The sequence below is a fragment of the Photobacterium sp. genome (assembly GCF_033720175.1).
Taxonomy (GTDB): Bacteria; Pseudomonadota; Gammaproteobacteria; order Enterobacterales; family Vibrionaceae; genus Photobacterium.
This window is the reverse complement of sequence record NZ_JAWWDA010000007.1, coordinates 161,657-185,540: the sequence shown is the minus strand read 5'-3', so window position 1 is coordinate 185,540 and position 23,884 is coordinate 161,657. Positions and strand designations below refer to the sequence as shown.

23 protein-coding genes are annotated in these 23,884 nt (G+C 49.4%); 19 read left to right on the top strand and 4 right to left on the bottom strand.

All coding sequences use genetic code 11. The features are described from left to right. The first annotated feature begins 1,002 nt into the window (after nucleotides 1-1,002). From R3289_RS10330 to R3289_RS10315, 4 genes are all read left to right on the top strand, one after another. Nucleotides 1,003-1,626 (top strand): lysoplasmalogenase, encoded by a 624-nt coding sequence (locus R3289_RS10330; RefSeq protein ID WP_318925420.1) that lies wholly within the window; start codon nucleotides 1,003-1,005, stop codon nucleotides 1,624-1,626. Nucleotides 1,627-1,715: 89 nt separating this feature from the next. Then, a complete protein-coding gene (locus tag R3289_RS10325) occupies nucleotides 1,716-2,048 on the top strand; it encodes a putative signal transducing protein (protein WP_318925419.1) in 333 nt (110 codons plus the stop codon). Nucleotides 2,049-2,151: 103 nt separating this feature from the next. Further along, nucleotides 2,152-2,394, top strand: coding sequence for a YecH family metal-binding protein (locus R3289_RS10320; protein WP_318925418.1), 243 nt, complete (start codon nucleotides 2,152-2,154; stop codon nucleotides 2,392-2,394). A 167-nt stretch (nucleotides 2,395-2,561) separates the two neighbouring features. Next, the gene (locus R3289_RS10315) at nucleotides 2,562-3,155 is read left to right on the top strand and encodes a YhgN family NAAT transporter (RefSeq protein WP_318925417.1); all 594 of its coding nucleotides are present in this window, start codon (nucleotides 2,562-2,564) and stop codon (nucleotides 3,153-3,155) included. 59 nt (nucleotides 3,156-3,214) lie between these two features. On the opposite strand, the gene R3289_RS10310 is transcribed toward R3289_RS10315, so the two are convergent. Next, nucleotides 3,215-3,481, bottom strand: a complete 267-nt coding sequence (locus tag R3289_RS10310) for a DUF1145 domain-containing protein (RefSeq protein ID WP_318925416.1) — start codon at nucleotides 3,479-3,481, stop codon at nucleotides 3,215-3,217. Then, the gene (gene rsmD, locus R3289_RS10305) at nucleotides 3,478-4,083 is read right to left on the bottom strand and encodes a 16S rRNA (guanine(966)-N(2))-methyltransferase RsmD (protein ID WP_318925415.1); all 606 of its coding nucleotides are present in this window, start codon (nucleotides 4,081-4,083) and stop codon (nucleotides 3,478-3,480) included. The genes R3289_RS10310 and rsmD overlap by 4 nt, the downstream gene beginning before the upstream one ends. 84 nt (nucleotides 4,084-4,167) lie before the next feature. Here rsmD and ftsY point away from each other — a divergent pair, with 84 nt between their 5' ends. From ftsY to glpD, 9 genes are all read left to right on the top strand, one after another. After that, nucleotides 4,168-5,532 carry a signal recognition particle-docking protein FtsY gene (gene ftsY, locus R3289_RS10300; RefSeq protein ID WP_318925414.1) on the top strand — a complete coding sequence of 455 codons (1,365 nt, stop codon included), beginning with the start codon at nucleotides 4,168-4,170 and terminating at the stop codon, nucleotides 5,530-5,532. A gap of 3 nt (nucleotides 5,533-5,535) precedes the next feature. Further along, entirely contained in the window at nucleotides 5,536-6,204 is a 669-nt protein-coding gene (ftsE, locus tag R3289_RS10295; RefSeq protein ID WP_318925413.1) for a cell division ATP-binding protein FtsE, read from the top strand. Beyond that, nucleotides 6,194-7,120 (top strand): permease-like cell division protein FtsX, encoded by a 927-nt coding sequence (gene ftsX / locus R3289_RS10290; RefSeq protein ID WP_318925412.1) that lies wholly within the window; start codon nucleotides 6,194-6,196, stop codon nucleotides 7,118-7,120. Before ftsE ends, ftsX begins: the two co-directional genes overlap by 11 nt. Nucleotides 7,121-7,261: 141 nt before the next feature. Next, nucleotides 7,262-8,122, top strand: a complete 861-nt coding sequence (gene rpoH, locus R3289_RS10285) for an RNA polymerase sigma factor RpoH (RefSeq protein ID WP_318925411.1) — start codon at nucleotides 7,262-7,264, stop codon at nucleotides 8,120-8,122. A gap of 472 nt (nucleotides 8,123-8,594) precedes the next feature. Next, the gene (gene glpE / locus R3289_RS10280) at nucleotides 8,595-8,921 is read left to right on the top strand and encodes a thiosulfate sulfurtransferase GlpE (RefSeq protein WP_318925478.1); all 327 of its coding nucleotides are present in this window, start codon (nucleotides 8,595-8,597) and stop codon (nucleotides 8,919-8,921) included. Between the two features lie 3 nt (nucleotides 8,922-8,924). Beyond that, nucleotides 8,925-9,761: a rhomboid family intramembrane serine protease GlpG gene (glpG, locus tag R3289_RS10275; RefSeq protein ID WP_318925410.1), complete on the top strand. Its 837-nt coding sequence runs from the start codon at nucleotides 8,925-8,927 to the stop codon at nucleotides 9,759-9,761. Nucleotides 9,762-10,088: 327 nt separating this feature from the next. Further along, a complete protein-coding gene (gene glpT / locus R3289_RS10270) occupies nucleotides 10,089-11,459 on the top strand; it encodes a glycerol-3-phosphate transporter (RefSeq protein ID WP_318925409.1) in 1,371 nt (456 codons plus the stop codon). Between the two features lie 97 nt (nucleotides 11,460-11,556). Then, nucleotides 11,557-12,318: a DeoR/GlpR family transcriptional regulator gene (locus tag R3289_RS10265; protein ID WP_318925477.1), complete on the top strand. Its 762-nt coding sequence runs from the start codon at nucleotides 11,557-11,559 to the stop codon at nucleotides 12,316-12,318. 275 nt (nucleotides 12,319-12,593) lie between these two features. Further along, complete coding sequence (gene glpD, locus R3289_RS10260; RefSeq protein WP_318925408.1) at nucleotides 12,594-14,135, top strand: glycerol-3-phosphate dehydrogenase; 1,542 nt, start codon at nucleotides 12,594-12,596, stop codon at nucleotides 14,133-14,135. A 106-nt stretch (nucleotides 14,136-14,241) separates the two neighbouring features. On the opposite strand, the gene R3289_RS10255 is transcribed toward glpD, so the two are convergent. Then, nucleotides 14,242-14,658, bottom strand: coding sequence for a flagellar basal body-associated protein FliL (locus R3289_RS10255; protein ID WP_318925476.1), 417 nt, complete (start codon nucleotides 14,656-14,658; stop codon nucleotides 14,242-14,244). A gap of 168 nt (nucleotides 14,659-14,826) precedes the next feature. Between R3289_RS10255 and R3289_RS10250 the strand changes: the two genes are divergently transcribed. After that, complete coding sequence (locus R3289_RS10250; RefSeq protein ID WP_318925407.1) at nucleotides 14,827-15,369, top strand: chorismate--pyruvate lyase family protein; 543 nt, start codon at nucleotides 14,827-14,829, stop codon at nucleotides 15,367-15,369. After that, nucleotides 15,363-16,226: a 4-hydroxybenzoate octaprenyltransferase gene (gene ubiA, locus R3289_RS10245; protein ID WP_318925406.1), complete on the top strand. Its 864-nt coding sequence runs from the start codon at nucleotides 15,363-15,365 to the stop codon at nucleotides 16,224-16,226. Before R3289_RS10250 ends, ubiA begins: the two co-directional genes overlap by 7 nt. A 277-nt stretch (nucleotides 16,227-16,503) precedes the next feature. On the opposite strand, the gene plsB is transcribed toward ubiA, so the two are convergent. Then, nucleotides 16,504-18,945, bottom strand: a complete 2,442-nt coding sequence (gene plsB / locus R3289_RS10240; protein ID WP_318925405.1) for a glycerol-3-phosphate 1-O-acyltransferase PlsB — start codon at nucleotides 18,943-18,945, stop codon at nucleotides 16,504-16,506. Nucleotides 18,946-19,269: 324 nt separating this feature from the next. Here plsB and lexA point away from each other — a divergent pair, with 324 nt between their 5' ends. From lexA to ctaD, 4 genes are all read left to right on the top strand, one after another. Beyond that, nucleotides 19,270-19,890 (top strand): transcriptional repressor LexA, encoded by a 621-nt coding sequence (gene lexA / locus R3289_RS10235; protein WP_318925404.1) that lies wholly within the window; start codon nucleotides 19,270-19,272, stop codon nucleotides 19,888-19,890. A gap of 157 nt (nucleotides 19,891-20,047) precedes the next feature. Then, the gene (locus R3289_RS10230; RefSeq protein ID WP_318925403.1) at nucleotides 20,048-20,845 is read left to right on the top strand and encodes a class I SAM-dependent methyltransferase; all 798 of its coding nucleotides are present in this window, start codon (nucleotides 20,048-20,050) and stop codon (nucleotides 20,843-20,845) included. A 249-nt stretch (nucleotides 20,846-21,094) separates the two neighbouring features. Beyond that, nucleotides 21,095-22,243: a cytochrome c oxidase subunit II gene (coxB, locus tag R3289_RS10225; protein WP_318925402.1), complete on the top strand. Its 1,149-nt coding sequence runs from the start codon at nucleotides 21,095-21,097 to the stop codon at nucleotides 22,241-22,243. A gap of 13 nt (nucleotides 22,244-22,256) precedes the next feature. Further along, entirely contained in the window at nucleotides 22,257-23,861 is a 1,605-nt protein-coding gene (gene ctaD / locus R3289_RS10220; RefSeq protein WP_318925401.1) for a cytochrome c oxidase subunit I, read from the top strand. Nucleotides 23,862-23,884: the final 23 nt, after the last annotated feature.

Genomic DNA, 23,884 nt, shown 5'->3' with positions numbered 1-23,884 from the left:
AGAAAGTGCAGATGTGAGGTTGTTACAGGTAGAAAAATGGCTCCGAAAGGCGCCATTTCTATGAATTTTTATTTTGACTTAATAGATCACAGGCAGTGTCATCAGACCAACCACAACTGCGATCATCATAAGCCCTTGTTTTTGTGAAGGGGTTAACATTGGTAGGCTCCTTTGCTTGCTGCTCAATTGATCGTGTTAAAAACAATAGCATCTTTTTTGTTGGTTAGGCAATAGCTAGGCTTGTTTTTGTTTGATAAAAACAATTTACATGGCATTAACTGGCCTTTATCTGGTGGTTAAGCTGTGTTTTTTCTTGGTGATTTAAAAGCGTTCGAATTGGTCATTCCCTTACCGCCTCTGACTTAAGTATTTGTTTTTATATGTTTATATTTGGTTGGTAAGTGAGCGGTGTTGAAGGGGTGTTTGTTTTTTTTGAAATTTAGGATCAAATTTGGCGTGGGGCTGCTTAAGGGTTTTTAATGGGGGTTGGTTGTATGGTGAGAATCAACATAGTCAGCGTATATCGTCGAATTCAGCATAAAGTCTCCGATTTGGTTGGATTTTTTAGGCTGACAAGCTATAGATGAAAGACAATGTAGGGGAAAGGAGGTCGTTTGGTGGCGGGTAGGGTTTAATGTGGTTAGTCTGGGTTTTTTGGTGTTAAGTTATTAATATTAAATAATTATTTGTTATGATTTTTGTCGTAATATCGCTGTTATTTGCCTGGTATCTGATCCGTAAAGGTAAATAAAAGTGAATCAGAATCTAGTTGGGTTCAGTGAGCCGCTGTATCTGAGGGTTTCCCCCTTTGTTTGCTGTCATCGCAGGTCCGGAACAAGATAGCCCAACAGTGATGCCTGAATAGTATCAACGCTACCGGGATAGCAACTTGCTAGATTTAGTTACTGTTTTTCAATCGGGGTCTTGTTATCGAGGTTCCAAGCTAGACAATTCTGGTTTGGTTTTTAAACTGTCCCTGCTTATAACAACAACGGTGATCCTATGTGGGTTTGGTTAGCCATTTTTTTATCCGGTTTACTACATATTAATGCTGCCTACCATGGTCCTAAATGGCAGTTTTTTTTCTTTAAGCCATTTACCCTGTTTTTGCTTCTCTGTATTACGTGGCAGACAGGGCTGACTGGCTTTTATCAGCAGGTGATTTTTACGGGGTTGCTCTTCTCGATGGTTGGGGATGTGTTTTTAATGCTTCCTAAAGATCGTTTTATCCATGGGCTGGCTTGCTTCCTTCTGGCTCATATCGCGTATTCCGTGGCTTTCTGGAGTCAGCTTTCAGGAGGTATGGTGTGGTGGTTGCCGGCGATGTTGTTGGGTGGCGGGATCATTATTTTCTTATTATTGCTGCCTTCTCTGGGGCGTCTGATGCTGCCTGTGGCGGTTTATATTGTCATGATCGCCCAGATGACCTGGGCGGCCGGGGAATTCTGGCTAACAACGCATTCCACCACCGGCCTGCTGGCCTTTGTCGGGGCGTTAATTTTTATGGCTTCCGATACGATGCTGGCCGTTGACCGTTTTCGGGGGCCATTTAAACCCTCGACCGGTATTATTATGTCAACCTACTACCTGGCGCAGACACTGATCGTGGCGACGTTACTGTTCTGATTGGCATTGTGATAAAAAATAACAAAGCGAATCAGGGGCTTTATTCCCGTTATTGAATTGCACGGGCTCTTCCCGGTAAGGGGCTGGTAATGACAGGGCAATGGGTCAAGGTTTACAGCGCGGCGAATAATCTGGAAGCTCACACCCTGAAAGGGATGTTGGAGGGATCTCACATCGCGGTGCGGCTGAGTGGTGAGAATCTGGGGGCTGCTGCCGGAGAGCTGCCCGCTAATGTCGTGGAAGTGGGGTTATGGGTATCCGTTGAGCAAGTATTACCGGCGCGGCGACAGCTAGAAGATTATGAGCAGGCCGAATATACTCAATGGATGTGTCAGCAGTGCCGTGAAGTGAACGAAGGGCAATTTGAATTGTGCTGGCAGTGCGGACAAGATAAGCCATCGCCGCCAATAAAAGCGGGTTGAACTTATAACCTGCATTTTAAATGCCTTTATTTGTTCCTAGTCAAAACGACCCGCAGTCAACATGGTTAAATATGGTCAAGCCCCTTATGTTGCGAGTACTACGATGAGCCAATCAGTCCATGGTCACACTGTGTTGAATATGCTACTTGCGGAAGATACGTCATATACCTTAGCTTCGTTAAAACAAGCAATCGTCGCTGAATATGGTGAAGATGTCCGTTTCTACACCTGTAGCCAGCAAGACTTAACCTTTGATGCGTTGTTAGCATTTTTACTTGATCGCCAAAAAGTCGTTCAGGAGGGTGAAACAATCTCGGCGAATCGTGAACGTATGTGCAGTCACTAATTCGCTGACGGATAAAAAATAGCGGTTTAATTCTGATTGAGGTGGCAGTTTTCATCGCCACCTTTTTGTTCGTTTGTTATACTCCCCAGCTCTTAATCAGCTGTCCGGCTGATATTGTTGTTTTTCATCTTACTTCGTATTACGAATCTCTGTCTGAGGTCTGCCCTGTGGAAATAATGTCTGCGGCGGTCATGTTATTTTTAATCATGGATCCGCTGGGTAATTTACCGGTAATGTTGTCGATCCTGCGGCATATTGAGCCGAAACGTCGACGATTTATCATGGTTCGCGAGCTGTGCTTTGCGCTGGTTATTCTGTTGCTGTTTTTGTTTGGCGGTAAACAGATGCTGACGTTCCTGCATGTCTCGACAGAAACGGTCAGTATTTCCGGCGGGATTATTTTGTTCCTGATTGCGATTCGGATGATTTTCCCGCAACCGGGTGGTGTGACTGGGTTGGCGGCAGGTGAAGAACCTTTTCTGGTGCCAATGGCAATACCGATGATTGCCGGACCATCAGTGCTGGCATCGCTATTATTGTTGTCCAATCAGGATCCAACCCGTATCTGGGACTGGACGTTTGCGGTCATACTTGCCTGGGGGGCATCGTTTGTTATCCTGATGTTCTACGAGGTCTTTAACCGGTTGTTGGGCGAGAAAGGGTTGAAAGCGGTTGAGAGGCTGATGGGGTTGTTGCTGATCATGATAGCAACCCAGATGTTCTTAGACGGGTTACGCAAGTACCTGGAAATCGGTTTATAACTGAGCTACGAGTGGCGAGATCCTAGTATCTAGTAACCTCGCTTCTCGTATCTATCTTTTTACATCATATGCTTACGACGGATATCTAACAGGGCAAAGATACCAAAAATCAGAATTGACCCCTTTTCCCATTTCGACATATTGATCTTGTCGCCAAATGCTCCGATGAAAATCAACATCTGCAAACCATGCATCATAAATAAGAACCCAGTCATGATGTATAGCGCGATGGCAGCCACCCCTGGGAACGGGTTAAAGATATTAATCAGTAATATCAGCCAGACAAAACCGATAGCGGCTTTAGCTAATGTAATCAGCGCCTTCATGCTTCCTCTCTTTCGAATAAACGATAACAGACCTGACCGGCTGTTTTTTCACGGTGCAGACGCCAGTGTGCCGGCGTCGTGAGTGCACCCAATTCTTTCTCTGCTTCAATATAAATCATTGCATGGGGAGTGAGCCAGTGGTTGGCCTCCAGCAGATCGATGACATTTTGTATCAAATCTTTACGGAAGGGCGGATCGATAAACACCACATCATGAGGTGTACCTGGCTGCGCTAAATACTTCAGGCAGTCAGTATTAATCACCTCAGCATTGCTTGCACCGATCGTTGTAAGGTTCTGTTGCAGCTGATTGGCCGCTTTTTTATCTAATTCCAGCATGGTGATGTTTTCTGCACCACGCGACAGGGCTTCAAACCCTAAACTGCCACTGCCCGCAAACAGATCGAGGCATTTTGCCTGGGGGATATCTCGTGCTAACCAGTTGAAAACAGTCTCTTTTACTCGGTCGGTTGTCGGCCTGAGCCCGTCGACATCATGGACCGGGAGCTTTCGTCCGCGCAAGCGCCCACTGATGATTCTGATGAACCCTTCCCGGCGATTATTTTGCACATTTCGTCCCGTTTGTTGCCTGTGTCTCGTCATAACTTTTTTCGACCGTTTAGAAAATGATAGTATACACCTGTTTTTAGACTGCAAATTGTACCAATCAAGGGCTAGGATTTGCCAATGGCAGAGAAAAAGAAACGCGGATTATTTTCGTGGCTGGGTTTTGGTTCTGAGGAACAAGCCGAGCAAACCGACCAAACGACAGAAAAACCAACTGTAGAAACAGAGGTTGATTCTCAGCAATCAACTGAACAAAAGGAGCAAAAAGAGGCGGAAGCGTCAGCTGCGGCGAAGGCGGCAGAAGAGGCGGAAGCGCTAGCTGCGGCGAAGGCGAAGGCGGCAGAAGAGGCGGAAGCGTTAGCTGCGGCGAAGGCGGCAGAAGAGGCGGAAGCGCTAGCTGCGGCGAAGGCGGCAGAAGAGGCGGAAGCGTTAGCTGCGGCGAAGGCGGCAGAAGAGGCGGAAGCGTTAGCTGTGGCGAAGGCGGCAGAGGAAGCTGAAGCTGAAGCGCTGGCGGACAAGGTGACAACTGACGCTGTGGTTCACGAACAGGAGAAACCTAAAACAGCAGGTTTCTTTACCCGTTTAATGCGCGGCTTGAAGAAAACCAAAACCAATATCGGTTCTGGCTTTTCGGGCCTGTTTCGGGGCAAGAAAATTGATGATGATTTGTTTGAAGAGCTGGAAGAGCAGCTACTGATAGCCGATGTGGGGATGGATACCACATTGAAAATCATCCAGAACCTGACAGAAAAAGCCAACCGTAAGGAACTCAAAGACGGTGAAGCTCTCTATGGTTTACTCAAAGAAGAATTAGCCAGCATGCTGGCGCAGGTGGAACAGCCTCTGGTTGTCGATACCAGCAAGAAACCTTTTGTTATTCTGATGGTGGGGGTAAACGGGGTCGGTAAAACGACGACGATCGGCAAGCTGGCGAAGCAGTTTCAGGCTGAAGGCAAGTCTGTCATGTTGGCTGCCGGTGATACGTTCCGTGCGGCGGCAGTAGAGCAACTTCAGGTCTGGGGTGAGCGCAATAATGTGCCAGTGATCGCCCAGCATACCGGGGCGGACAGTGCGTCTGTTATCTATGATGCGATAGAATCGGCGCAAGCGCGCAATGTCGATGTCGTGATCGCAGATACTGCGGGTCGTCTGCAGAACAAAGGCAACCTGATGGAAGAGTTACGCAAAATTGTCCGCGTAATGAAAAAGGTTGATCCTGCTGCGCCGCATGAAATTATGCTGACAGTTGATGCGGGCACGGGTCAAAACGCGATCAGTCAGGCCAAATTGTTCAGTGAAGTGGCGCCGGTTTCAGGGATTACTATTTCTAAACTGGATGGTACCGCCAAAGGCGGGGTGATCTTTGCCGTCGCTGATCAGTTTAATATCCCCATTCGCTATATCGGTATTGGCGAAGGGATTGATGATCTGCGCCCATTTGCCGCGGATGAGTTTATTGAAGCGCTGTTTAGTGACGAGGAATAGAGTGTGATTCGGTTTCAGCAGGTAAGTAAAGCCTATCGTGGCGGCAGGCAAGCCCTGCAAAAAGTGGATTTTCATCTGCAGTCGGCAGATATGGCCTTTTTAACCGGGCACTCAGGTGCGGGTAAAAGTACCTTGCTGAAACTGATCTGCGCTATAGAGCGGCCAAGTGATGGCCGCATCTATTTTAATGATCATGACATCACCCGGATCGAGAATAAACAGATCCCGTTTTTACGACGTAATATCGGTATTATTTTTCAGGATCATAAATTGCTGATGAACCATACGGTTTACGACAATGTGGCGTTACCTTTACGGGTAGAGCAAGTGCCTGAAAATGATATTAAGCGCCGGGTATCTGCCGCGCTTGATAAGGTCGGCCTGCTTGACAAGGCGCGCTGCCTGCCGATCCAGCTATCGGGTGGGGAGCAGCAGCGGGTAGGGATTGCCCGGGCCGTGGTCAATAAACCGATGCTGCTACTGGCTGATGAACCCACCGGAAACCTTGATGCCGCGCTCTCACAGCAAGTGATGCGTCTGTTCGAAGAATTTAATCGGGTCGGCGTCTGTGTGTTGATGGCGACTCACGATACCTCATTGTTATCGAGCCGTAATTACCGTCGATTAGACTTACAGCAAGGTCACCTGAGGGAGATGGCACATGGCGCGTAATAAGATTGGCTTTTTTGCTATCCATAAGCAGCAGGGTATCGAAGCGCTCAACGATCTGATGAAGCGGCCTTTGGGCAATATATTAACCCTGGCTGTGCTGGCGGTTGCCTTAACTCTGCCGGCCAGCTTTTATTTGCTGGCGAAAAACATCACGCTGGTGGCACAGCCCTGGCAGAACCCCACGCAGCTGACGCTGTATTTAGAAAGCGGTGTGGCAGAGCCCGTGGCCATAAGCTTTGCGGAAAAAATTCAGGACTGGCCTGAAATTGAGGCCGTCACTTATGTTTCTCCGCAGCAAGGCTTGCTGGATTTCCGCGCGCATGCCGGCTTTGAACAGGCGCTAAGCCTGTTAGATGAAAATCCGTTGCCGGCGGTGGTGATAGTGCGCCCGGTTCCCGCGTGGCAGAGCAGTGAGAAAGCCACTGAGCTGGCAGCAAAAATTCGAACCCAGCCACGCGTTGATGAAGTCCGGCTCGACAGTGACTGGCTGCAACGTCTGGCTGCAATAAAACAGCTGGCCATCACCTTAGCATTATTAATGTCAGGCCTAATGCTGTTTGCCGTGTTCTTAATTGTCGGTAACACCTTGCGCCTGCAAGTGCTGAATCAGAAAGATGAAATACAAGTGATGAAAATGGTCGGGGCGACAGACAGCTTTATTCTCCGGCCTTATCTGTATGTCGGGGTGTGGTACGGATTAATTGGGGCGATTATCGCGTGGGTACTGACGGCGATAGTGACTATACTTCTTGACGGCGCCGTTGCTAAACTGGCTGCGCTTTATGATAACAGCTTCCGGTTAGTCGGCCTGAGCTGGGATGAAAGCTTGATTTTACTGATGACCGCGGCTTTTCTTGGTTTGTTAGCGGCGCGACTTTCTGCCGGACGTCACTTGAAAGAAATTGAACCTGTCTGACATTTTCGAGTCTACAAATGGTGTAGATTATGCGGCCCGCTTGCAAAGTGACCCATTTTCTTGGCATTATTGTAAGTTACATGACGTTATGGAGATTTGCATAGCGTTGCATTGGTATAAAAAAACACATGAGGTTTTTGCATGACAAAAGCGATGTCTTCAATGGCTCTGGTTTCTGCAGATAGCCTGGATAGTTATATCCAGACCGTCAACCGCTACCCGATGTTGTCAGCGGAGCGAGAGAAAGAGTTAGCGGAACGTCTGCATTATGAGGGTGATATTGACTCTGCAAAAAACTTAGTGATGTCTCATCTGCGTTTTGTTGTGCATGTTGCCCGTGGGTATTCCGGCTATGGCTTGCCAATGGCCGATCTGGTGCAGGAAGGCAACATTGGCCTGATGAAAGCGGTAAAACGCTTCAACCCTGAAGTTGGGGTACGGCTGGTCTCTTTTGCGGTGCATTGGATTAAAGCTGAAATTCATGAATACGTGTTACGCAATTGGCGTATCGTAAAAGTTGCGACGACCAAAGCCCAGCGTAAACTGTTTTTTAACCTGCGCAAGGCGAAGAAACGCCTGGGTTGGTTTAACAATGCCGAAGTTGAAATGGTTGCAGAGCAACTTGGCGTGAATCCCTCTGAAGTACGCGAGATGGAATCTCGCCTGGCGGCACAGGATCCGGCATTTGAGATGCCGGCGGAAGATGATGACCGAGATGTCAGCTATACCGCTCCGGTGTACTTCCTTGAAGATAAATCTTCTGATGTTGCCCTTAGTTATGAAGAAAATAACTGGGAAAGCCACGCCAATAACCGTTTGTCTAATGCCTTGGCGGAGTTGGACGATCGTAGCCAGCACATTGTTCGTTCTCGCTGGTTAGACGATGATAAGTCCACGTTGCAGGATCTGGCTGATCACTATGGAGTGTCTGCGGAAAGGATCCGGCAGTTAGAGAAAAACGCCATGAAAAAACTGAAGCTGGCAGTGGGTGACGTGTTCTGAGGATCCTGCTCAGCTATCCACAATGAATGATGATGAGAAACCGGCCTAGAGTCGGTTTTTTTATGCTTGAATATTGAGAGATAACTCACATTTGTGAGTATCACTGTGAATGACCCTGGTAGTTATCCACAGCTTGTGACGGATCTAATCTATATGTAGTGGATCCTATTTGAGCTGGACACATTATCAACGCAATCCACAGGCTTTTCCACAGCTGGTTGAATTATGATCAGCGGTCAGGGTGGGAGAGGGAACGGGTGATCGCTAGGCCCTGTAATTGTTGAGTTTCAGTGCGAGTTTCAAGTGTGGATAAGACCTTACATTCTGTGCAAGGTTGTGAGTAAGTGAGTGAGGTATAATAAGCGGGGTATAAAAGGTGCCGCTTTAAAAGCGATAGGATCCCATAGTGGATGATCATCACATTTTTGCGGTAATGATGACGCAGACAGATCAACAACAGATGAGGCAGTCAATGGAGCAGTTTGAACATATTTCGGCAGAGCAGGCGTACATTTTATTACAACAGGCAGGTTCTGAAGCCGTACTGGTTGATATCAGGGATCCGCAGTCATTTGCTTTGGCTCATCCTGAACAGGCGTTTCATCTGACCAATGATACAATGGTTGAATTCATGGATCGGGTTGATTTCGAGCAACCTGTGATTGTGATGTGTTATCACGGAGTAAGTAGTCAGGGTGCGGCACAATATCTGATTAATCAAGGTTATGAAACAGTGTATAGTCTTGAAGGTGGTTTTGAAGGCTGGCGCCGACAGGCGTTGCCATATTCAGCGGAGTAACAGATGCATCGGTTAGCCGGATTTAATAACCCTCGCCAAGCACAGGCTTTTATCGATTACATGGCCTCACGTGGTATCGCGTTAACGTTAGCGTCTGAACCTGAGGGGGTGTTTGCACTCTGGTTAACGGACTCACAACACCTGATAGAAGCGGAAGCGGAATTAACGGCGTTTCTGGCGAACCCTGATAACGCAAAATATCAGGCTGCATCGTGGCAAGTCGCTGAAAGCCGCACGGCCAGGTTTCATTATGGCAGTCCGAGTTTGCTGGCCATGATCAAATCCCAGGCAGGCCCTTTCAGCCTGTCGATAATGGTGGTGGTCATCGGTATTTATCTGCTGTGGTTCTTTGGGCTGCAGCAACCGATATTCGATGCACTCCACTTTCCGCTGATGGACGGTGATCAGTGGCAAGCCTGGCGTTTTTTCTCCCACGCTATGATCCATTTCTCGACCTTGCATATTGTCTTTAACTGCCTGTGGTGGTGGATTTTAGCGGGGCAGCTGGAACGGCACAGCGGTAGCGGCAAACTGGTGCAGGTTTTTCTGGTGTCGGCACTCATTTCGGGGGTTGCGCAGTTCTGGCTCCATGGTGCTAATTTTGGCGGTTTGTCTGGGGTCGTGTATGCCTTGCTTGGGTATATCTGGTGGTCAGGGTGGTTAGCGCCGCAGCGGGGCCTGTCGATTCCTCAACCCTATGTCGTTTTCATGCTGGTCTGGCTGGTGATTGGCTTTGCCGGGCCTTTGGGTATGTCAGTGGCCAATATGGCCCACTTGTTTGGTTTGATCAGTGGCTGTGCGCTGGCGCTGGTCGATACTAAGCTTATCAAGACCCGTTGAGTGATCTTAGAGCCAAACCATCTCGCATCTTGAGATGGTTTGCCTATATACCAATCGGGATAATGACGTCGATTGGTATGATTGAAGACGGTGGATATTCACTTAAGTTACGGAATGGGTTATCTGGAAGGCATTTTTTTCCGAAAACCTAGAGTAAAACATCTATTTCTGATAAATAAATCTTCGTTTTTGATTGTTTTCACATTATTTCATCCCCATTCGCGCAATAATTTGCCTGTATTGAGCGAAATCGATTGTTTCCCTCGCCCTACATTATGCGTTCGCGCAAACTATCGCTAAAAACAACAACCTTTTAAGGAACATCTTATGTTTGGCATATTTCGTCCCGCGGTTCATATAGAGCGTCTGCCTGACGAGCAGACAGACTCTGTATATAAGCGCCTGCGCTGGCAACTCTTTATCGGTATTTTCTTTGGCTACGCCGGTTACTACCTGGTCCGTAAAAATTTCAGTCTGGCCATGCCTTTCTTAATTGAAGAGTACGGTTATAGCCGCGGTGATCTGGGGGTCGCACTGGCGGCCGTGTCGATCGCTTATGGCTTATCGAAATTCTTAATGGGTAGCGTGTCAGACCGTTCCAATCCGCGGTATTTCCTTGCTGCCGGTTTGACCATGTCGGCCCTGGTGATGCTGTGCTTTGGTTTCATGCCTTGGGCCACAAGCAGTATTACCGCCATGTTTATTCTGTTGTTCCTGAACGGCTGGTTCCAGGGGATGGGATGGCCGGCCTGTGGCCGTACCATGGTGCACTGGTGGTCACGTAAAGAGCGTGGTGAATTAGTGTCGGTCTGGAACGTCGCGCATAACGTGGGCGGTGGTTTGATTGGCCCGATGTTCCTGCTGGGGTTATGGGCCTTCAACGATGACTGGCGCACTGCGTTTTACGTGCCTGCGTTCTTCGCATTGCTGGTTGCGGCTTTCACATTAATCGCCATGCGCGATACGCCGCAGTCTTGTGGTCTCCCTTCTATCGAAGAGCATAAAGACGATTATCCTGATAACTATGATGAGTCCCATGAGAAAGAGATGACCGCAAAGGAAATCTTCTTCAAGTATGTGTTTAACAACAAGCTATTGTGGTTCATTGCGATTGCGAATGCCTTTGTTTACCTGATCCGCTATGGCGTGTTGGACTGGGCGCCGGTCTATCTGAGCGAAGTCAAAGACTTCTCGGTCGATAAATCATCGTGGGCCTACTTCTTATACGAGTGGGCGGGTATTCCCGGCACATTATTGTGCGGCTGGATGTCGGATAAGTTCTTCAAGGGGCGCCGTGCACCTGCCGGTATTCTGTTTATGTCACTGGTGACTATTGCGGTATTGATTTATTGGTTCAACCCGGCCGGTAACCCTATGGTTGATATGATGGCACTGGTTGCGATCGGCTTTCTGATCTACGGCCCGGTTATGCTTATCGGTCTGTATGCGCTCGAGCTGGCACCGAAAAAAGCGGCAGGTACCGCAGCGGGTCTGACGGGGCTGTTCGGTTACTTGGGTGGCGCCGTAGCCGCAAATGCTATTTTGGGTTACACCGTCGACCACTTTGGCTGGGATGGTGGCTTCATGGTGCTGACGTCAGCATGCGGCTTATCCATCTTCTTCCTGGTGCTGGCAATGGTTGGCGAAAACAGCGTTCATGCACAACGGGCACTTGATAGTGCACAGCAAAATGCATGATTGAGATCGCCGTCATTGGCATCTTGCTAACGCTGTAGGTAATATGACAGGGCTTCGCATTCGCGGAGCCTTGTTGCAACCAGGAGCTGCGTTAGCCGTGAAGCAGAGCAAACGTCATCAGGAAATCATCGATATTGTTAAAACCCAAGGCTATGTCAGCACTGACGACCTAGTTGAACGTTTTAAGGTAAGCCCTCAAACTATTCGCCGCGATCTCAATGATCTGGCTTCGGAAAATAAAATTCGCCGCCACCATGGCGGAGCAACGATCCCATCCAGTTCCGAAAACACCTCCTATACAACCCGTAAAGTCATGCAGTTGGCGGAGAAAGATCGCATCGCGATGGCAATGGTTAAACATATCCCTGACGGGGCGACACTGTTTATTGATATTGGTACCACCCCGGAAGCCGTCGCGCGTGCCTTGCTCAATCATAATGACCTCCGCATTGTGACCAATAACCTTAATGTCGCCAGTGTGCTGACCGGCAAGGCAGATTTCCGGGTTATTCTGGCGGGTGGTGAAGTGCGCAACCGGGATGGTGGTATTGTCGGTGAAGCGACACTGGATTTTATTTCTCAGTTCCGTCTTGATTTCGGCATTATGGGGATCAGCGGTATCGATCTTGATGGGTCATTGCTGGACTTTGATTACCACGAAGTACGTGTCAAACAAGCAATCATTGAAAACAGCCGCTGTGTCATGCTGGGGGTGGATCATACTAAGTTTGGGCGTAATGCAATGGTGAATCTGGGGGATATCAGCCAGATTGATATGCTGTTCACCGATGCTCAACCGCCGGAAGAGCTGGTCAAGCACCTGCAGGACAATGACGTCCATACTGAAATTGTTGGCTAACGAGTCAATGCCAGTCTGAACGACGAGCGATATTGGTGAAGATACGGGCTACCAGAAATGGTGGCCTGTTTTTTTTCGGCAATACCTCTTCCGGTCAAGATCAATACCTAACCACTATAATGGAAATGGCGGCCCGTCACGTTCATGTAACAAATCGAAAACAAAAAAGGATGATTTTTGATGGCATGTTCGCTATTATGAGCGAATGAGAACTTAATTGAGCTGTCGGTGCTCGTTTAGTTTCGAATTATAGGCGTAATGAGGAAGGGAACGGCATGGCGGCAGAAAACGAACATATCTTAGATGTAATTGTTGTGGGTGGTGGTATCAATGGTGCTGGTATTGCTGCCGATGCAGCAGGCCGGGGGCTGGATGTCGGCTTATATGAGGCTGATGACTTCGCGTCTGCCACGTCGTCTGCCAGTTCTAAGTTGATCCATGGTGGTTTGCGCTATTTAGAGCACTATGAGTTTCGCTTGGTCGGGGAAGCCCTGGCTGAGCGCGAAGTACTATTACGTAAAGTCCCGCATATCGCTCGCCCAATGCGTTTCCGTTTGCCACACCGTCCTCATCTTCGCCCGGCCTGGATGATCCGTGCTGGCCTGTTTCTTTATGATCACCTCGGCAAACGTACGACCTTGCCTGGCAGTCACGGCTTGAGGTTTGGTCAGGACTCGGTCTTAATACCGGCCATCACCAAAGGCTTTGAATATTCAGACTGCTGGGTTGATGATGCGCGGTTAGTGGTACTGAACGCGATGGAAGTCGCGGAGAAAGGCGGGGAAGTGCGTAACCGCTGTAAAGTTGAAAAAGCGGTACGTGAAGGCGACTTATGGATAGTGACCGTGCGCGATGTGCTGACCAACCAGACTTTTGTTCGTAAAGCACACGCTCTGGTGAATGCGGCGGGTCCTTGGGTGAAAGCTTTCTTTGACCAGAGCCTGGAAGAAAATTCTCCGCGCAATATCCGTTTGATTAAAGGCTCGCATATCGTCGTACCGCGTGTCCATGATGAACCTCAGGCTTATATTCTGCAGAACGAAGATAACCGTATTGTCTTTGTGATCCCGTATCTGGATCGGTTCTCGATCATTGGTACCACTGATGTGGAATATCAGGGCGATCCGCGTCAGGTTGCGATTGATGACAGCGAAATCGACTATTTACTGAAGGTCTATAACGCACATTTCGTGAAGCGATTAAACCGAGATGATGTGGTGTGGACCTACAGCGGTGTGCGTCCGTTGTGCGATGATGAATCCGACTCGCCGCAAGCGATTACCCGTGACTACACGCTGGAATTAGATCAGGAAGGGGGCAATGCGCCATTACTGTCAATCTTCGGCGGCAAGCTGACGACATATCGTAAGTTGGCTGAAGCGGCAATGACCAAACTGACCCCGTTCTTCCCGCAAATAGGGCAAGCCTGGACTGAAAATGCCTATTTGCCGGGGGGCGAAGCAGCTTTTGATGGTCAGCAGCTGGCCCGTCAGCTGGAGCAGCAATATCCATGGCTAACGTCATTCACCCGCGAGCGGATGGCAACTAACTACGGTACCCGCGTATCAGTATTACTGGAAGGAGTGAGCTGCGAAGCGGAGATGGGACAGCACTTCGGGGAAGGCTTATATGCCAAAGAGCTTGATTACATGATTGAGCATGAATTTGTATTATCTGAAATCGATGCGTTATGGCGCCGGAGCAAACTTGGCCTGTATCTCAATGAAGGGCAGGTAGGTGCGGTGACACAATATATTGCGGAGAAAGTCCGGGATTGCAGGGCAAAGGGTAGAATTCGGCCTGAAGCGGCGGCCTAGCTATTGCGGGGATAGTCTCGCAGCGATGGCCATGTATTTCCATCATAACAAAAAGCGCTCATCGAGCGCTTTTTGTGCCTTTACGGTATATTGAAGACCGACAATGCTACTGGTAGAGGTATTTTGTAAACAGTAATTCGGTCAGGAGCTTCTGGTTCGTCTCGCGGATCAACAGTTCATTGACCTTGCTCAGGCACAGCTGGCGGATCTCTTCGCGTCCAGCCAAAGATTTCACTTTTACTTCAGGCTGCTGGCCGATAATGTTAATGATGGCATCGCGGATCAGGGGGGAATGGTGCTCCACTTTGGTGATGAGATCCGGATCTGACACCATCAAATCAATTTGTAGGCGCAGGTAACCGAGCCTCTTGCCCTGAGTCACGTAGTTGGTCGTGATGTCAGGTGATAACGTGTAATAGCTGTATTGTGGCATTAGTGGCGCCGCATCTTCCGCCGCCGCATGATGAGAAGCCAGGGGGCCGGCAAGCAGCAGGGTTAAGCCAAAGACTTTTGATTTCATCATTACACTCATAGGGTTATCTTAATTTTACGCAATGAATTACTATCTTTCGACCGGAACGATATTCGTATCCGTTACAGCTTGCTACAATAGTGTTTCTTTATGGTAATAAATTAACCGCATTCTACCAAGTTCTTTTCATGTTCGGCTGGTAGAATTTGTATTGGAAAGATGTCGAAATTCAAACAGTTGTATAACCCTTTATTGGATAGCGCCTGTTGGCAACCGCCAGAGGCTGTGGCACTCGAGGGGACAGAGTTTGGGCGTTGGCTGCTTGAACCTGATTCATTATCACGTCGTTTTGAACGGCATTGTGACACATTTACGGTTTCTCTGCTCGAGCTGCAGAAAATAGATAAATCTTTGTTATCAGAAGATGAGCGAGCCCTGCTCGGGGATACCGGGTGCCTGATGCGCAAGGTGCTATTGCGCGGCGATGGCCAGCCGTGGGTGTTTGCCCGTACCTTAATCCCGTTATCAACCCTGACAGGGCAGGAACGTGATTTAGAACAGTTAGGTGAGACGCCATTAGGATTCAGAGTTTTTACTGATCGCAGTGCGCGTCGTGATGCGCTTGTGGTAGCCAATGTTGGCACAGAGGATAAGCCTTTGTGGGCACGGCGTTCGCGCTTATGGATAAATGATAAACCTTTGCTGGTGGCCGAATTATTTCTGATGCAGGCACCGGTATACTCAAAGGAGAGCCAATGTTAGCGATGACCAAGGCGAGAGCATTTTGGCAGCTTGCACGATTTGATCGCCCGATCGGGAGTTTGTTGCTGCTTTGGCCAACACTCTGGGCCTTGTTTCTGGCTGCCGATGGATTACCGGATCTGCCGGTGCTGGTAGTCTTTGTGCTCGGGGTGGTTTTTATGCGTGCCGCAGGCTGCGTGATCAATGATTTTGCCGACCGCCATTTTGATGGTCATGTAAAGCGTACGGTCAACCGGCCGATGCCGTCGGGCAAAGTGTCAGAGCGTGAGGCATTAAGCCTGTTTGGTCTGCTGGTATTAGTGTCGTTCCTGTTAGTGCTGACCATGAATACCCTGACTATTATGCTGTCGGTGGTCGGACTATTGCTGGCGGCGGCTTATCCGTTTATGAAGCGATATACCCACCTGCCACAACTTATCCTGGGGATGGCTTTTGGCTGGTCGATCCCTATGGCTTATGCCGCGCAAGCCGGTGAATTACCTGCTGCAGCGTGGTTGCTGTTCATTGCCAATATTCTCTGGACCATAGCTTACGATACGCAATATGCGATGGTTGATCGTGATGACGATATCCATGTCGGGATCAAATCGACCGCTATATTGTTCGGACGTTTTGACAAAATCATCATTGGCTTATTACAGCTAAGCACCTTGGTGGTGCTGATTGCTATTGGTCAGATGCTGGCGTTGAATCAGACTTATTATTGGTGCCTGCTGGCTGCCGCTGCGCTGTTTGTTTACCAGCAGATGCTGATCCGCAGTCGTGAGAGAGAGTTATGCTTCAAAGCGTTCTTGAACAACAATTACGTGGGTATGCTGATTTGCGGCGGTATGGGGATCAGCGTATACCTCGGCTGATCGCCAATTTACGTAGTGAAGAAGCGCCTTATGGCGCTTTTTTTGTGTCAGGGGTATTGGCACAAAGGCCAGTCAAAAGCTTATATAGTTGTACACCTTATAGAGCTTTGGGTTACCGGTGGTTTAAAAGCTTATATAGCTGTACACCTTATAGAGCTTCGGGGTACCGGTAAGTCCAAAGCTAAAAACAACGGCTATTGGGGCAACAAAAAAGCTGGCACTGAGCCAGCTTTGAAGGGGGGGGGGCCGAATCGAGTTGCTCGATTCGAGATACCCGTCAGACGTTATTTACTGGCTTATCATCCCGGTTCATAACGGCCTGGATTGTGAGCTTCACCTCCGGCGAGACCAGTGCCGCTAACTGATCGGCAAGGTTTTCCACGGGGCGCGATACCGCATGGCACTCGTCGTTGAGGTAACCTTCACGGCGCAGGGTCTTCACCAGAATAGCAAATACCCCTTTGTCAAAAAACTCGGGAGCATTGATGCCGTGCAATCGGCTCAGACGCTGGGCCATCATCTGGCTTTGCTGTTCCAGTTCGCTCTTCATCATCTGCGGCTCGGCACATAGCAGGGTCAGGGTAATGCTATAGCGCTGCAGCGTCTCGGTGATCGTACGGGCTAACAGTTGCAGTGGTCCGATACGGGCACTATTGAGTGAAATCGTCAGGCCATCACTTAATAGCAGACGCTGGCGAACCAGCTCCTGGATCAGCGAATCAATCACCTCGTTGAGTTCCTCTGTTTCATAGCGCAGGAACAATTCCGCTTTGAGGAACGGGTACAGTCGTCCAACCTGCTGACGGATTTCATCAACCGTCAGACTTTGATACTGGATCACGATATGGGCAATCAGTGACGGCAGCGCAAACAGGTGAATGATGTTATTGCGGTAATAGGTCATCAATATTGATTGCTGACGGTTGAGCGAGACGACATCTCCCAGACTGTCACGCTCAACAATGAATTTATCCATCGCGATAGCATGCTCGACCAGTTCTTTGGCATCGTTATCGGGAACGGTGCTCTGGCTGGAATACGGCGTATTGCGCAGAATTTGCAAATAACTGTCGATCTGCTGTTCCAACTCTTCACGACTGAGTGCGCGTTGGCGCGATGACAACAGTGCCAGTGCACACAGGGTCAGGGCATTGGTTGCTGCGGCATCGTTGATATGGGTCATCATCTTTGTTGCCAGCTGATTGACCACAGGGTTCATCCAGGCTGGTTTTTGCGGCTCGATCGGGTCAATGTCTTTGTGCCATTCAGGGACGAAATCATTGAGATACTGGTTAAGCGGGATAGGCTCACCAAAGTTTACATAGCCCTGGCCCAGATTACGCAGCTTACGCAAGGTGCGCAGAACCTGACCGATATTTTCTTTTTCTTTGCGTTTACCACGCAGCTCATTGGCGTAGGTTGCCACTTCCATCACATGTTCGTAACCGATATAGACCGGCACTAAGGTGACCGGACGGTTCAGACCGCGCAGCATGGCCTGAATCGTCATTGACAGCATGCCGGTTTTAGCAGGCAGCAATCGACCGGTACGGGAACGGCCGCCTTCACTGAAATACTCGACCGAGTAACCTTTGGCAAAAAGTTCAGCCAGATACTCGCGGAACACCGTGGAATAGAGGCGATTACCTTTAAAGCTGCGGCGAATAAAGAATGCACCACCACGGCGGAAAATAGGACCCGCCGGGAAGAAGTTCAGGTTAATGCCTGCCGCAATGTGCGGAGGAACCAACCCCTCCTCATACAAAACGTAAGACAACAACAGATAATCCATATGGCTGCGGTGACAAGGAACATAGACGATCTCATGGCCGTCTTGTGCCAGTTTACGCACCCGCTGGGCATTGTTAACGTTAAGCCCCTGATACAGTCTGTTCCATAGCCAGCCAAGGAAACGTTCGCCTTTTTTGATCAGGGAATAAGAAAAGTCGGCCGCAATCTCTTCCATCATGTCGATGGCTTCTTTGCGTACCTTTTCAATCGGCACATCCCGGCTCTGGGCTTCTTCTCTGACGACCTTGTCGATGGCTTTTGAGGCCAGCAAGCGCTTAAACAGTGCCTGGCGATCAGGCAGTCGGGGGCCTGAAGCTGCAATTTTCTGACGCGAGAAATGAATTTTAGCCACCCGCGCCAGTTTATGGGCAATGGCGTCATCGGTACCGTGGTTGTCAGCCATGTAACGCAGTGATACCGGCGTACTCAGGCGTACCAGGCAATCGCGGCCGTGGCCGAGAATAGCCGCTAATTTTTCCGGCCCGTTAAGCGGATGGAGGATCGGACCACGATTACTTTCTTTACCGGGTTTACGCCCCCATAAAATAGATGCCGGCACCAGTTGGATATTCAGCTCTGAATCCTGTTTGTGCTGTTCCAGCAACTCGATAAACAGATCGATATATTCTTGCGGTAACTCGCCTTTGGTGCCAAAAATACTGGGTCCGTTGGCGACATACGCATGGCGGGGAAACTGGCGATTGCCAATGACCAGCGGAGATAGCGGATCCGGTAATCCCAGTTCCTGGGTGCTGCTGCGCAGAGTCATCAGATCGGTGTTAGACCGAAATGGTAAGATATAGATAATTGGTTGCTCTAAATCCAACTCCAGATCTTTGACCGGATCAGAAGGAATTGAATTGGTTTTAACCAGCAGGGAAAGCGGCAAATTCAGTAATTTTTGATAGATTTTCTGCCAACTGGACATGTCTTTTACTAGCCTCGAATTCTTAATGCGTGGCTAGGATAGCAGAAAATAGTGGCGCTCATGCAGCGAAAATGCAAGATATCATCGCAAAGTTATCAATTTGAATGATGTTTCCGGTGAATTTTTTCTTCCGTTAATCAACTCATCCCGGGCGGGGGCATGACGAGGTGAGCAAGGGGGGAGATCCCAAGTGCGCCTGCAGCTAGGGGCCGGACAATGATTGATGCTTCTTCGGCAAATTGTTCTTTTCGTAAACAATTGCCTTTTCAAGCCCATAAACACTGGATATACTCACAGTGAACTGTATAAACAAACAGGTAAGCCATGAAGCCGTTAACGCCGCGCCAACAAGAAGTCTTTGATTTAATCAAAGCAAAAATTGAAGATAGTGGGATGCCGCCAACACGTGCTGAAATTGCTCGTGAACTTGGCTTTCGTTCTGCTAATGCTGCTGAAGAGCATTTAAAAGCCTTAGCCCGTAAAGAAGTGATTGAAATCATTCCGGGCGCTTCCCGGGGGATTCGGGTCCTGGTCAACAGTGATGAGCCACAAGAGCAAGGATTGCCTTTGATTGGCCGTGTTGCCGCCGGTGAGCCGATCCTGGCTCAGGAGCATGTTGAAACCCATTACAATGTCGACCCGGCCTTGTTCAAACCTCGCGCCGACTTTCTGTTGCGGGTCAATGGAATGAGCATGAAAGACATCGGTATTATGGATGGTGATTTACTGGCCGTGCATAAAACCCAGGACGTCCGTAACGGTCAGGTGGTGGTTGCCCGTGTTGACGATGATGTCACCGTAAAACGGCTGGATAAGCAAGGGGCTCAGGTATTGTTGCACGCCGAGAATAAAGAGTTCGAGCCGATTGTTGTCGATCTCGAGCACCAGCAGCTAACGATCGAAGGCATTGCCGTCGGTGTTATACGTAACGCCGACTGGATGTAGTTGGTACTGAATATAGTTGGTACTGAATATAGTTCGTTGCGATACCTGCGGTAAAAGAGCGCGTCTAACCTCGAGGACGGTTGCCGTCTGACGTAGAATGTCTTGCAAATCTTAATGATAGTCATTACCATCTCCTGTGGTTCATATGGAGTTGCTAATGACTAATCCTTCCCGCTACAACATTCCCTCCGCCTTACTGCAGCCACTTTGGCTTCGGAGTAGGGAAAGTTTAGCTGATAACGGCCTTATCTATGATCCCGTTGCTGCTTCAGCCTGTAGCCGGTGCCAGCTGGTACCTGACTGCTTAAGCGGTAATGTTACCGAGCGTCAGTTATTATATTCCACACTGACCCTGCAATGTGACAAACAGGTGCTGACATTTCTCCGGCGTCATCCCAACGGTTTTATTATTAATGTTGGTGCCGGACTCGATACCCGTTTTTACCGGTTAGATAATGGTCGTTGCCGTTGGTTTGAACTGGATACGGATGAAAATTTGTTATGGCGCGAACGATTGTTTCACCGAAGCGAGCGTTACACCATGCGTAGCGGTTCGGTAACGGAGCTGTCCTGGCTCAAGTCATTGCCAATGACCAATAACGCCCCGGTATTATTACTGTGTGATCACGCTTTACTGGCATGCAATAGCGAGGAGCTGGCGCAGTTTGTTCAAGGTATCGGTTACCATTTTAGTAAAATAGAAGCCTGTTTTGTTATTGCAGGTGATCGCTGTGGAACGGTGTTAGCGAACAAGATGGGCGCTGAGCAATATAGCCACGGCTTCAAAGATCCGACTCGGCAAGTGCTTAACTGGTTACCCTGGGCTGAATTGGTGAGCTGCTACAGTCCGCTGGATAGCCATTGTCCCCGCTGGCGTTCGTGGCAGCGTTGGATCGCAAAAATGCCCAAATTTAAATACCGCATTACACCCGTACTGATCCATATTCGTCTGTAGATCTCCCTCGCTCCATTTATTTTTCTCTGTTTTTCCATTGGTTAGCACCAGCATATCTCTGTTACCCCTTTTTATTATTTGCCGGCAATTCTTTGCTCATTTCTCTGATCTTGTCCTAAGTTGAATGTAAATAAAGTGTTAAATGTCACTCGGTGTACTGCTGCACGTATTTGTTCATGGTGCTTTTGGGATGAATGTTATTTACCAGTTATTGATGAATGTCAGGATGACAGAGGGAGGGGCAGGGGGATGATTCGCCAACTGATCAGCGCAATGATGGCAGGAGTCTGGGCACTACCCGCGGCTGCCGAAACAGAAAGTATGCGATTGAACATGACGCAAGGGGTAACTCAGGTTAGCCAGCGGGTGTTTGATTTGCATATGACTATTTTTTACATCTGCGTCGTGATTGGGATTGTGGTTTTTGGTGCGATGTTCTGGGCCATTCTTCATCATCGTAAATCACGCGGTGCGGTTGCGGCTTCGTTCCACGAAAGCACTAAGGTCGAGATCATCTGGACCATCATTCCTTTCGTCATTCTGATCATGATGGCTGTGCCGGCAACGAAGACCTTGCTCGCCATGGAAGATATCTCCCAATCTGATCTCACCGTTCAAATAACCGGTTCTCAATGGAAGTGGCATTACCGCTATTTCAACGAAGATGTTGATTTTTATTCTCTTCTCGCCACATCTCCGGCGCAAATCGATAATACCCGAGAGAAACGCGAAAATTATTTGCTGGAAGTGGATCGTCCGCTCGTGTTGCCGGTTGGCCAGAAGGTGCGCTTCCTGATCACCTCGCAAGATGTGATCCATTCTTGGTGGGTCCCGGATTTTGCCGTTAAGAAAGATGCCAACCCCGGCTTTATCAACGAAGCCTGGACCCGGATTGATAAGCCGGGTATTTATCGTGGCCAATGTGCAGAGTTGTGCGGTAAAGACCATGGCTTTATGCCGATTGTGGTGATTGCAAAACCTCTGGCTGAGTATCAAGAGTGGCTGCAGATGACTAAGGTGGCTCAGCAGCAGGCCCGTGAAGAAGAGCAGCGTTTGCTGGCGATGGAAATGTCGATGGATGAGCTGATGGGGTTGGGTGAAAAAACCTATCTCGCGCGTTGTGCCATGTGCCATCAGCCCAATGGCCAGGGTATTCCCGGTGCCTTCCCTGCATTGGCAGGAGTGGGGGTGGCGGCCGATCCAGGCGGGCAATTAGAACATATCAGTGTGGTGGTCCATGGCCGTGCCGGTACCGCGATGCAGGCTTTTGGTCCGCAATTAAGTCTGAAGGAGCTGGCTGCGGTGATCACATACGAGCGTAATGCCTGGGGTAATAATACGGGCGATACGGTACAGGCAGCAGAAGTGCAGGCCGTGCTTAACGGTGAAGATTTATAAGGGGCGATGATCGATGACGGATATGTTACGCGAGCAGACGGAAGGTGAAGAGACGGAAACGGATCACACCCACGCCCCTCACCAGACCGGTCTTAAGCGCTGGCTGTTTACCACCAACCACAAAGATATTGGTTCACTTTACCTGATGTTCAGCTTTGCCATGTTCCTGACTGGCGGGGTGATGGCGATGGTGATAAGGGCCGAGTTATTCCAGCCGGGCCTGCAGCTGATTGAGCCTAACTTCTTTAACCAGATGACCACTATGCATGGCCTGATCATGGTATTCGGGGCGGTAATGCCGGCTTTTACCGGGCTGGCAAACTGGATGATCCCGCTGATGATTGGCGCGCCGGATATGGCCCTGCCACGGATGAATAACTGGAGCTTCTGGATCCTGCCCTTTGCCTTTGCGATGTTACTGTCGTCGCTGTTTCTTGAAGGGGGCGGGCCCAACTTCGGCTGGACCTTCTATGCCCCGCTGTCGACGACATTCAGTCCGCAAAGTACCGGGCTGTTTGTGTTCTCTATCCATATTATGGGGATCAGCTCGATCATGGGGGCAATCAATGTGATTGTCACTATTATCAATTTGCGGGCACCGGGCATGACCTACATGAAAATGCCGCTGTTTGTCTGGACCTGGCTGATCACCGCGTTTCTGCTGATTGCGGTGATGCCGGTACTGGCCGGTGCGGTGACCATGGTACTGACCGATAAGTTCTTCGGAACCAGTTTTTTTGATGCTGCGGGCGGGGGCGATCCGGTAATGTTCCAGCATATCTTCTGGTTTTTCGGTCACCCGGAAGTCTACATCATGATTTTACCGAGCTTCGGCATCATTTCGGCGATTGTACCGGCCTTTTCCCGTAAGAAACTCTTTGGTTACAGTTCGATGGTGTATGCCACTGCCTCGATTGCCGGGCTGAGCTTCCTGGTCTGGGCGCACCATATGTTTACCACCGGTATGCCCGTCGCTGCCGAGTTGTTCTTTATGTACTGCACCATGCTGATCTCGGTACCGACCGGGGTCAAGGTCTTCAACTGGGTCGCCACGATGTGGCGCGGCTCGCTGACCTTTGAAATCCCGATGATGTTTGCCATTGCTTTTATCGTGCTGTTTACCATCGGGGGCTTTTCCGGCCTGATGCTGGCCATTACACCGGTCGATTTCCAGTACCACGATACGTATTTTGTGGTGGCCCACTTCCACTATGTGCTGGTATCGGGCGCCATCTTCTCGATCATGGCGGCGGCCTATTACTGGTTGCCGAAGTGGACCGGCCATATGTTCGATGAACGGCTGGCGAAGTGGCATTTCTGGTGCTCGGTGGTGTCGGTCAATATTCTGTTCTTTCCGATGCACTTCCTCGGGCTGGCGGGGATGCCGCGCCGTATTCCTGATTACGCATTGCAGTTTGCCGATGTGAATGCGGTGGTCAGTATCGGCGGCTTTATGTTTGGCTTGTCGCAGCTGATCTTTTTATGGGTGGTGATCAAATGCGTCAGGGGCGGAGAGCCCGCCGCAGCCAAGCCTTGGGAAGGCGCCGAAGGACTCGAGTGGACGGTGGATTCCCCTGCGCCGCACCATACTTTTTCGACCCCGCCCAAAATCGATTAAGTGAAGGAACGTGAGATGAGCCA

What these genes read in the sequence shown, in the direction of transcription:
- lexA (WP_318925404.1), top strand. Translation starts at nt 19,270, where the DNA reads ATGAAGCCGTTAACGCCGCGCCAACAAGAAGTCTTTGATTTAATCAAA.
- ubiA (WP_318925406.1), top strand. Translation starts at nt 15,363, where the DNA reads ATGTTAGCGATGACCAAGGCGAGAGCATTTTGGCAGCTTGCACGATTT.
- R3289_RS10230 (WP_318925403.1), top strand. Translation starts at nt 20,048, where the DNA reads ATGACTAATCCTTCCCGCTACAACATTCCCTCCGCCTTACTGCAGCCA.
- R3289_RS10250 (WP_318925407.1), top strand. Translation starts at nt 14,827, where the DNA reads ATGTCGAAATTCAAACAGTTGTATAACCCTTTATTGGATAGCGCCTGT.
- glpD (WP_318925408.1), top strand. Translation starts at nt 12,594, where the DNA reads ATGGCGGCAGAAAACGAACATATCTTAGATGTAATTGTTGTGGGTGGT.
- rsmD (WP_318925415.1), bottom strand. Translation starts at nt 4,083, where the DNA reads ATGACGAGACACAGGCAACAAACGGGACGAAATGTGCAAAATAATCGC.
- glpE (WP_318925478.1), top strand. Translation starts at nt 8,595, where the DNA reads ATGGAGCAGTTTGAACATATTTCGGCAGAGCAGGCGTACATTTTATTA.
- ctaD (WP_318925401.1), top strand. Translation starts at nt 22,257, where the DNA reads ATGACGGATATGTTACGCGAGCAGACGGAAGGTGAAGAGACGGAAACG.
- coxB (WP_318925402.1), top strand. Translation starts at nt 21,095, where the DNA reads ATGATTCGCCAACTGATCAGCGCAATGATGGCAGGAGTCTGGGCACTA.
- R3289_RS10320 (WP_318925418.1), top strand. Translation starts at nt 2,152, where the DNA reads ATGAGCCAATCAGTCCATGGTCACACTGTGTTGAATATGCTACTTGCG.
- ftsY (WP_318925414.1), top strand. Translation starts at nt 4,168, where the DNA reads ATGGCAGAGAAAAAGAAACGCGGATTATTTTCGTGGCTGGGTTTTGGT.
- plsB (WP_318925405.1), bottom strand. Translation starts at nt 18,945, where the DNA reads ATGTCCAGTTGGCAGAAAATCTATCAAAAATTACTGAATTTGCCGCTT.
- R3289_RS10330 (WP_318925420.1), top strand. Translation starts at nt 1,003, where the DNA reads ATGTGGGTTTGGTTAGCCATTTTTTTATCCGGTTTACTACATATTAAT.
- R3289_RS10325 (WP_318925419.1), top strand. Translation starts at nt 1,716, where the DNA reads ATGACAGGGCAATGGGTCAAGGTTTACAGCGCGGCGAATAATCTGGAA.
- glpT (WP_318925409.1), top strand. Translation starts at nt 10,089, where the DNA reads ATGTTTGGCATATTTCGTCCCGCGGTTCATATAGAGCGTCTGCCTGAC.
- R3289_RS10255 (WP_318925476.1), bottom strand. Translation starts at nt 14,658, where the DNA reads ATGATGAAATCAAAAGTCTTTGGCTTAACCCTGCTGCTTGCCGGCCCC.
- glpG (WP_318925410.1), top strand. Translation starts at nt 8,925, where the DNA reads ATGCATCGGTTAGCCGGATTTAATAACCCTCGCCAAGCACAGGCTTTT.
- rpoH (WP_318925411.1), top strand. Translation starts at nt 7,262, where the DNA reads ATGACAAAAGCGATGTCTTCAATGGCTCTGGTTTCTGCAGATAGCCTG.
- R3289_RS10310 (WP_318925416.1), bottom strand. Translation starts at nt 3,481, where the DNA reads ATGAAGGCGCTGATTACATTAGCTAAAGCCGCTATCGGTTTTGTCTGG.
- ftsX (WP_318925412.1), top strand. Translation starts at nt 6,194, where the DNA reads ATGGCGCGTAATAAGATTGGCTTTTTTGCTATCCATAAGCAGCAGGGT.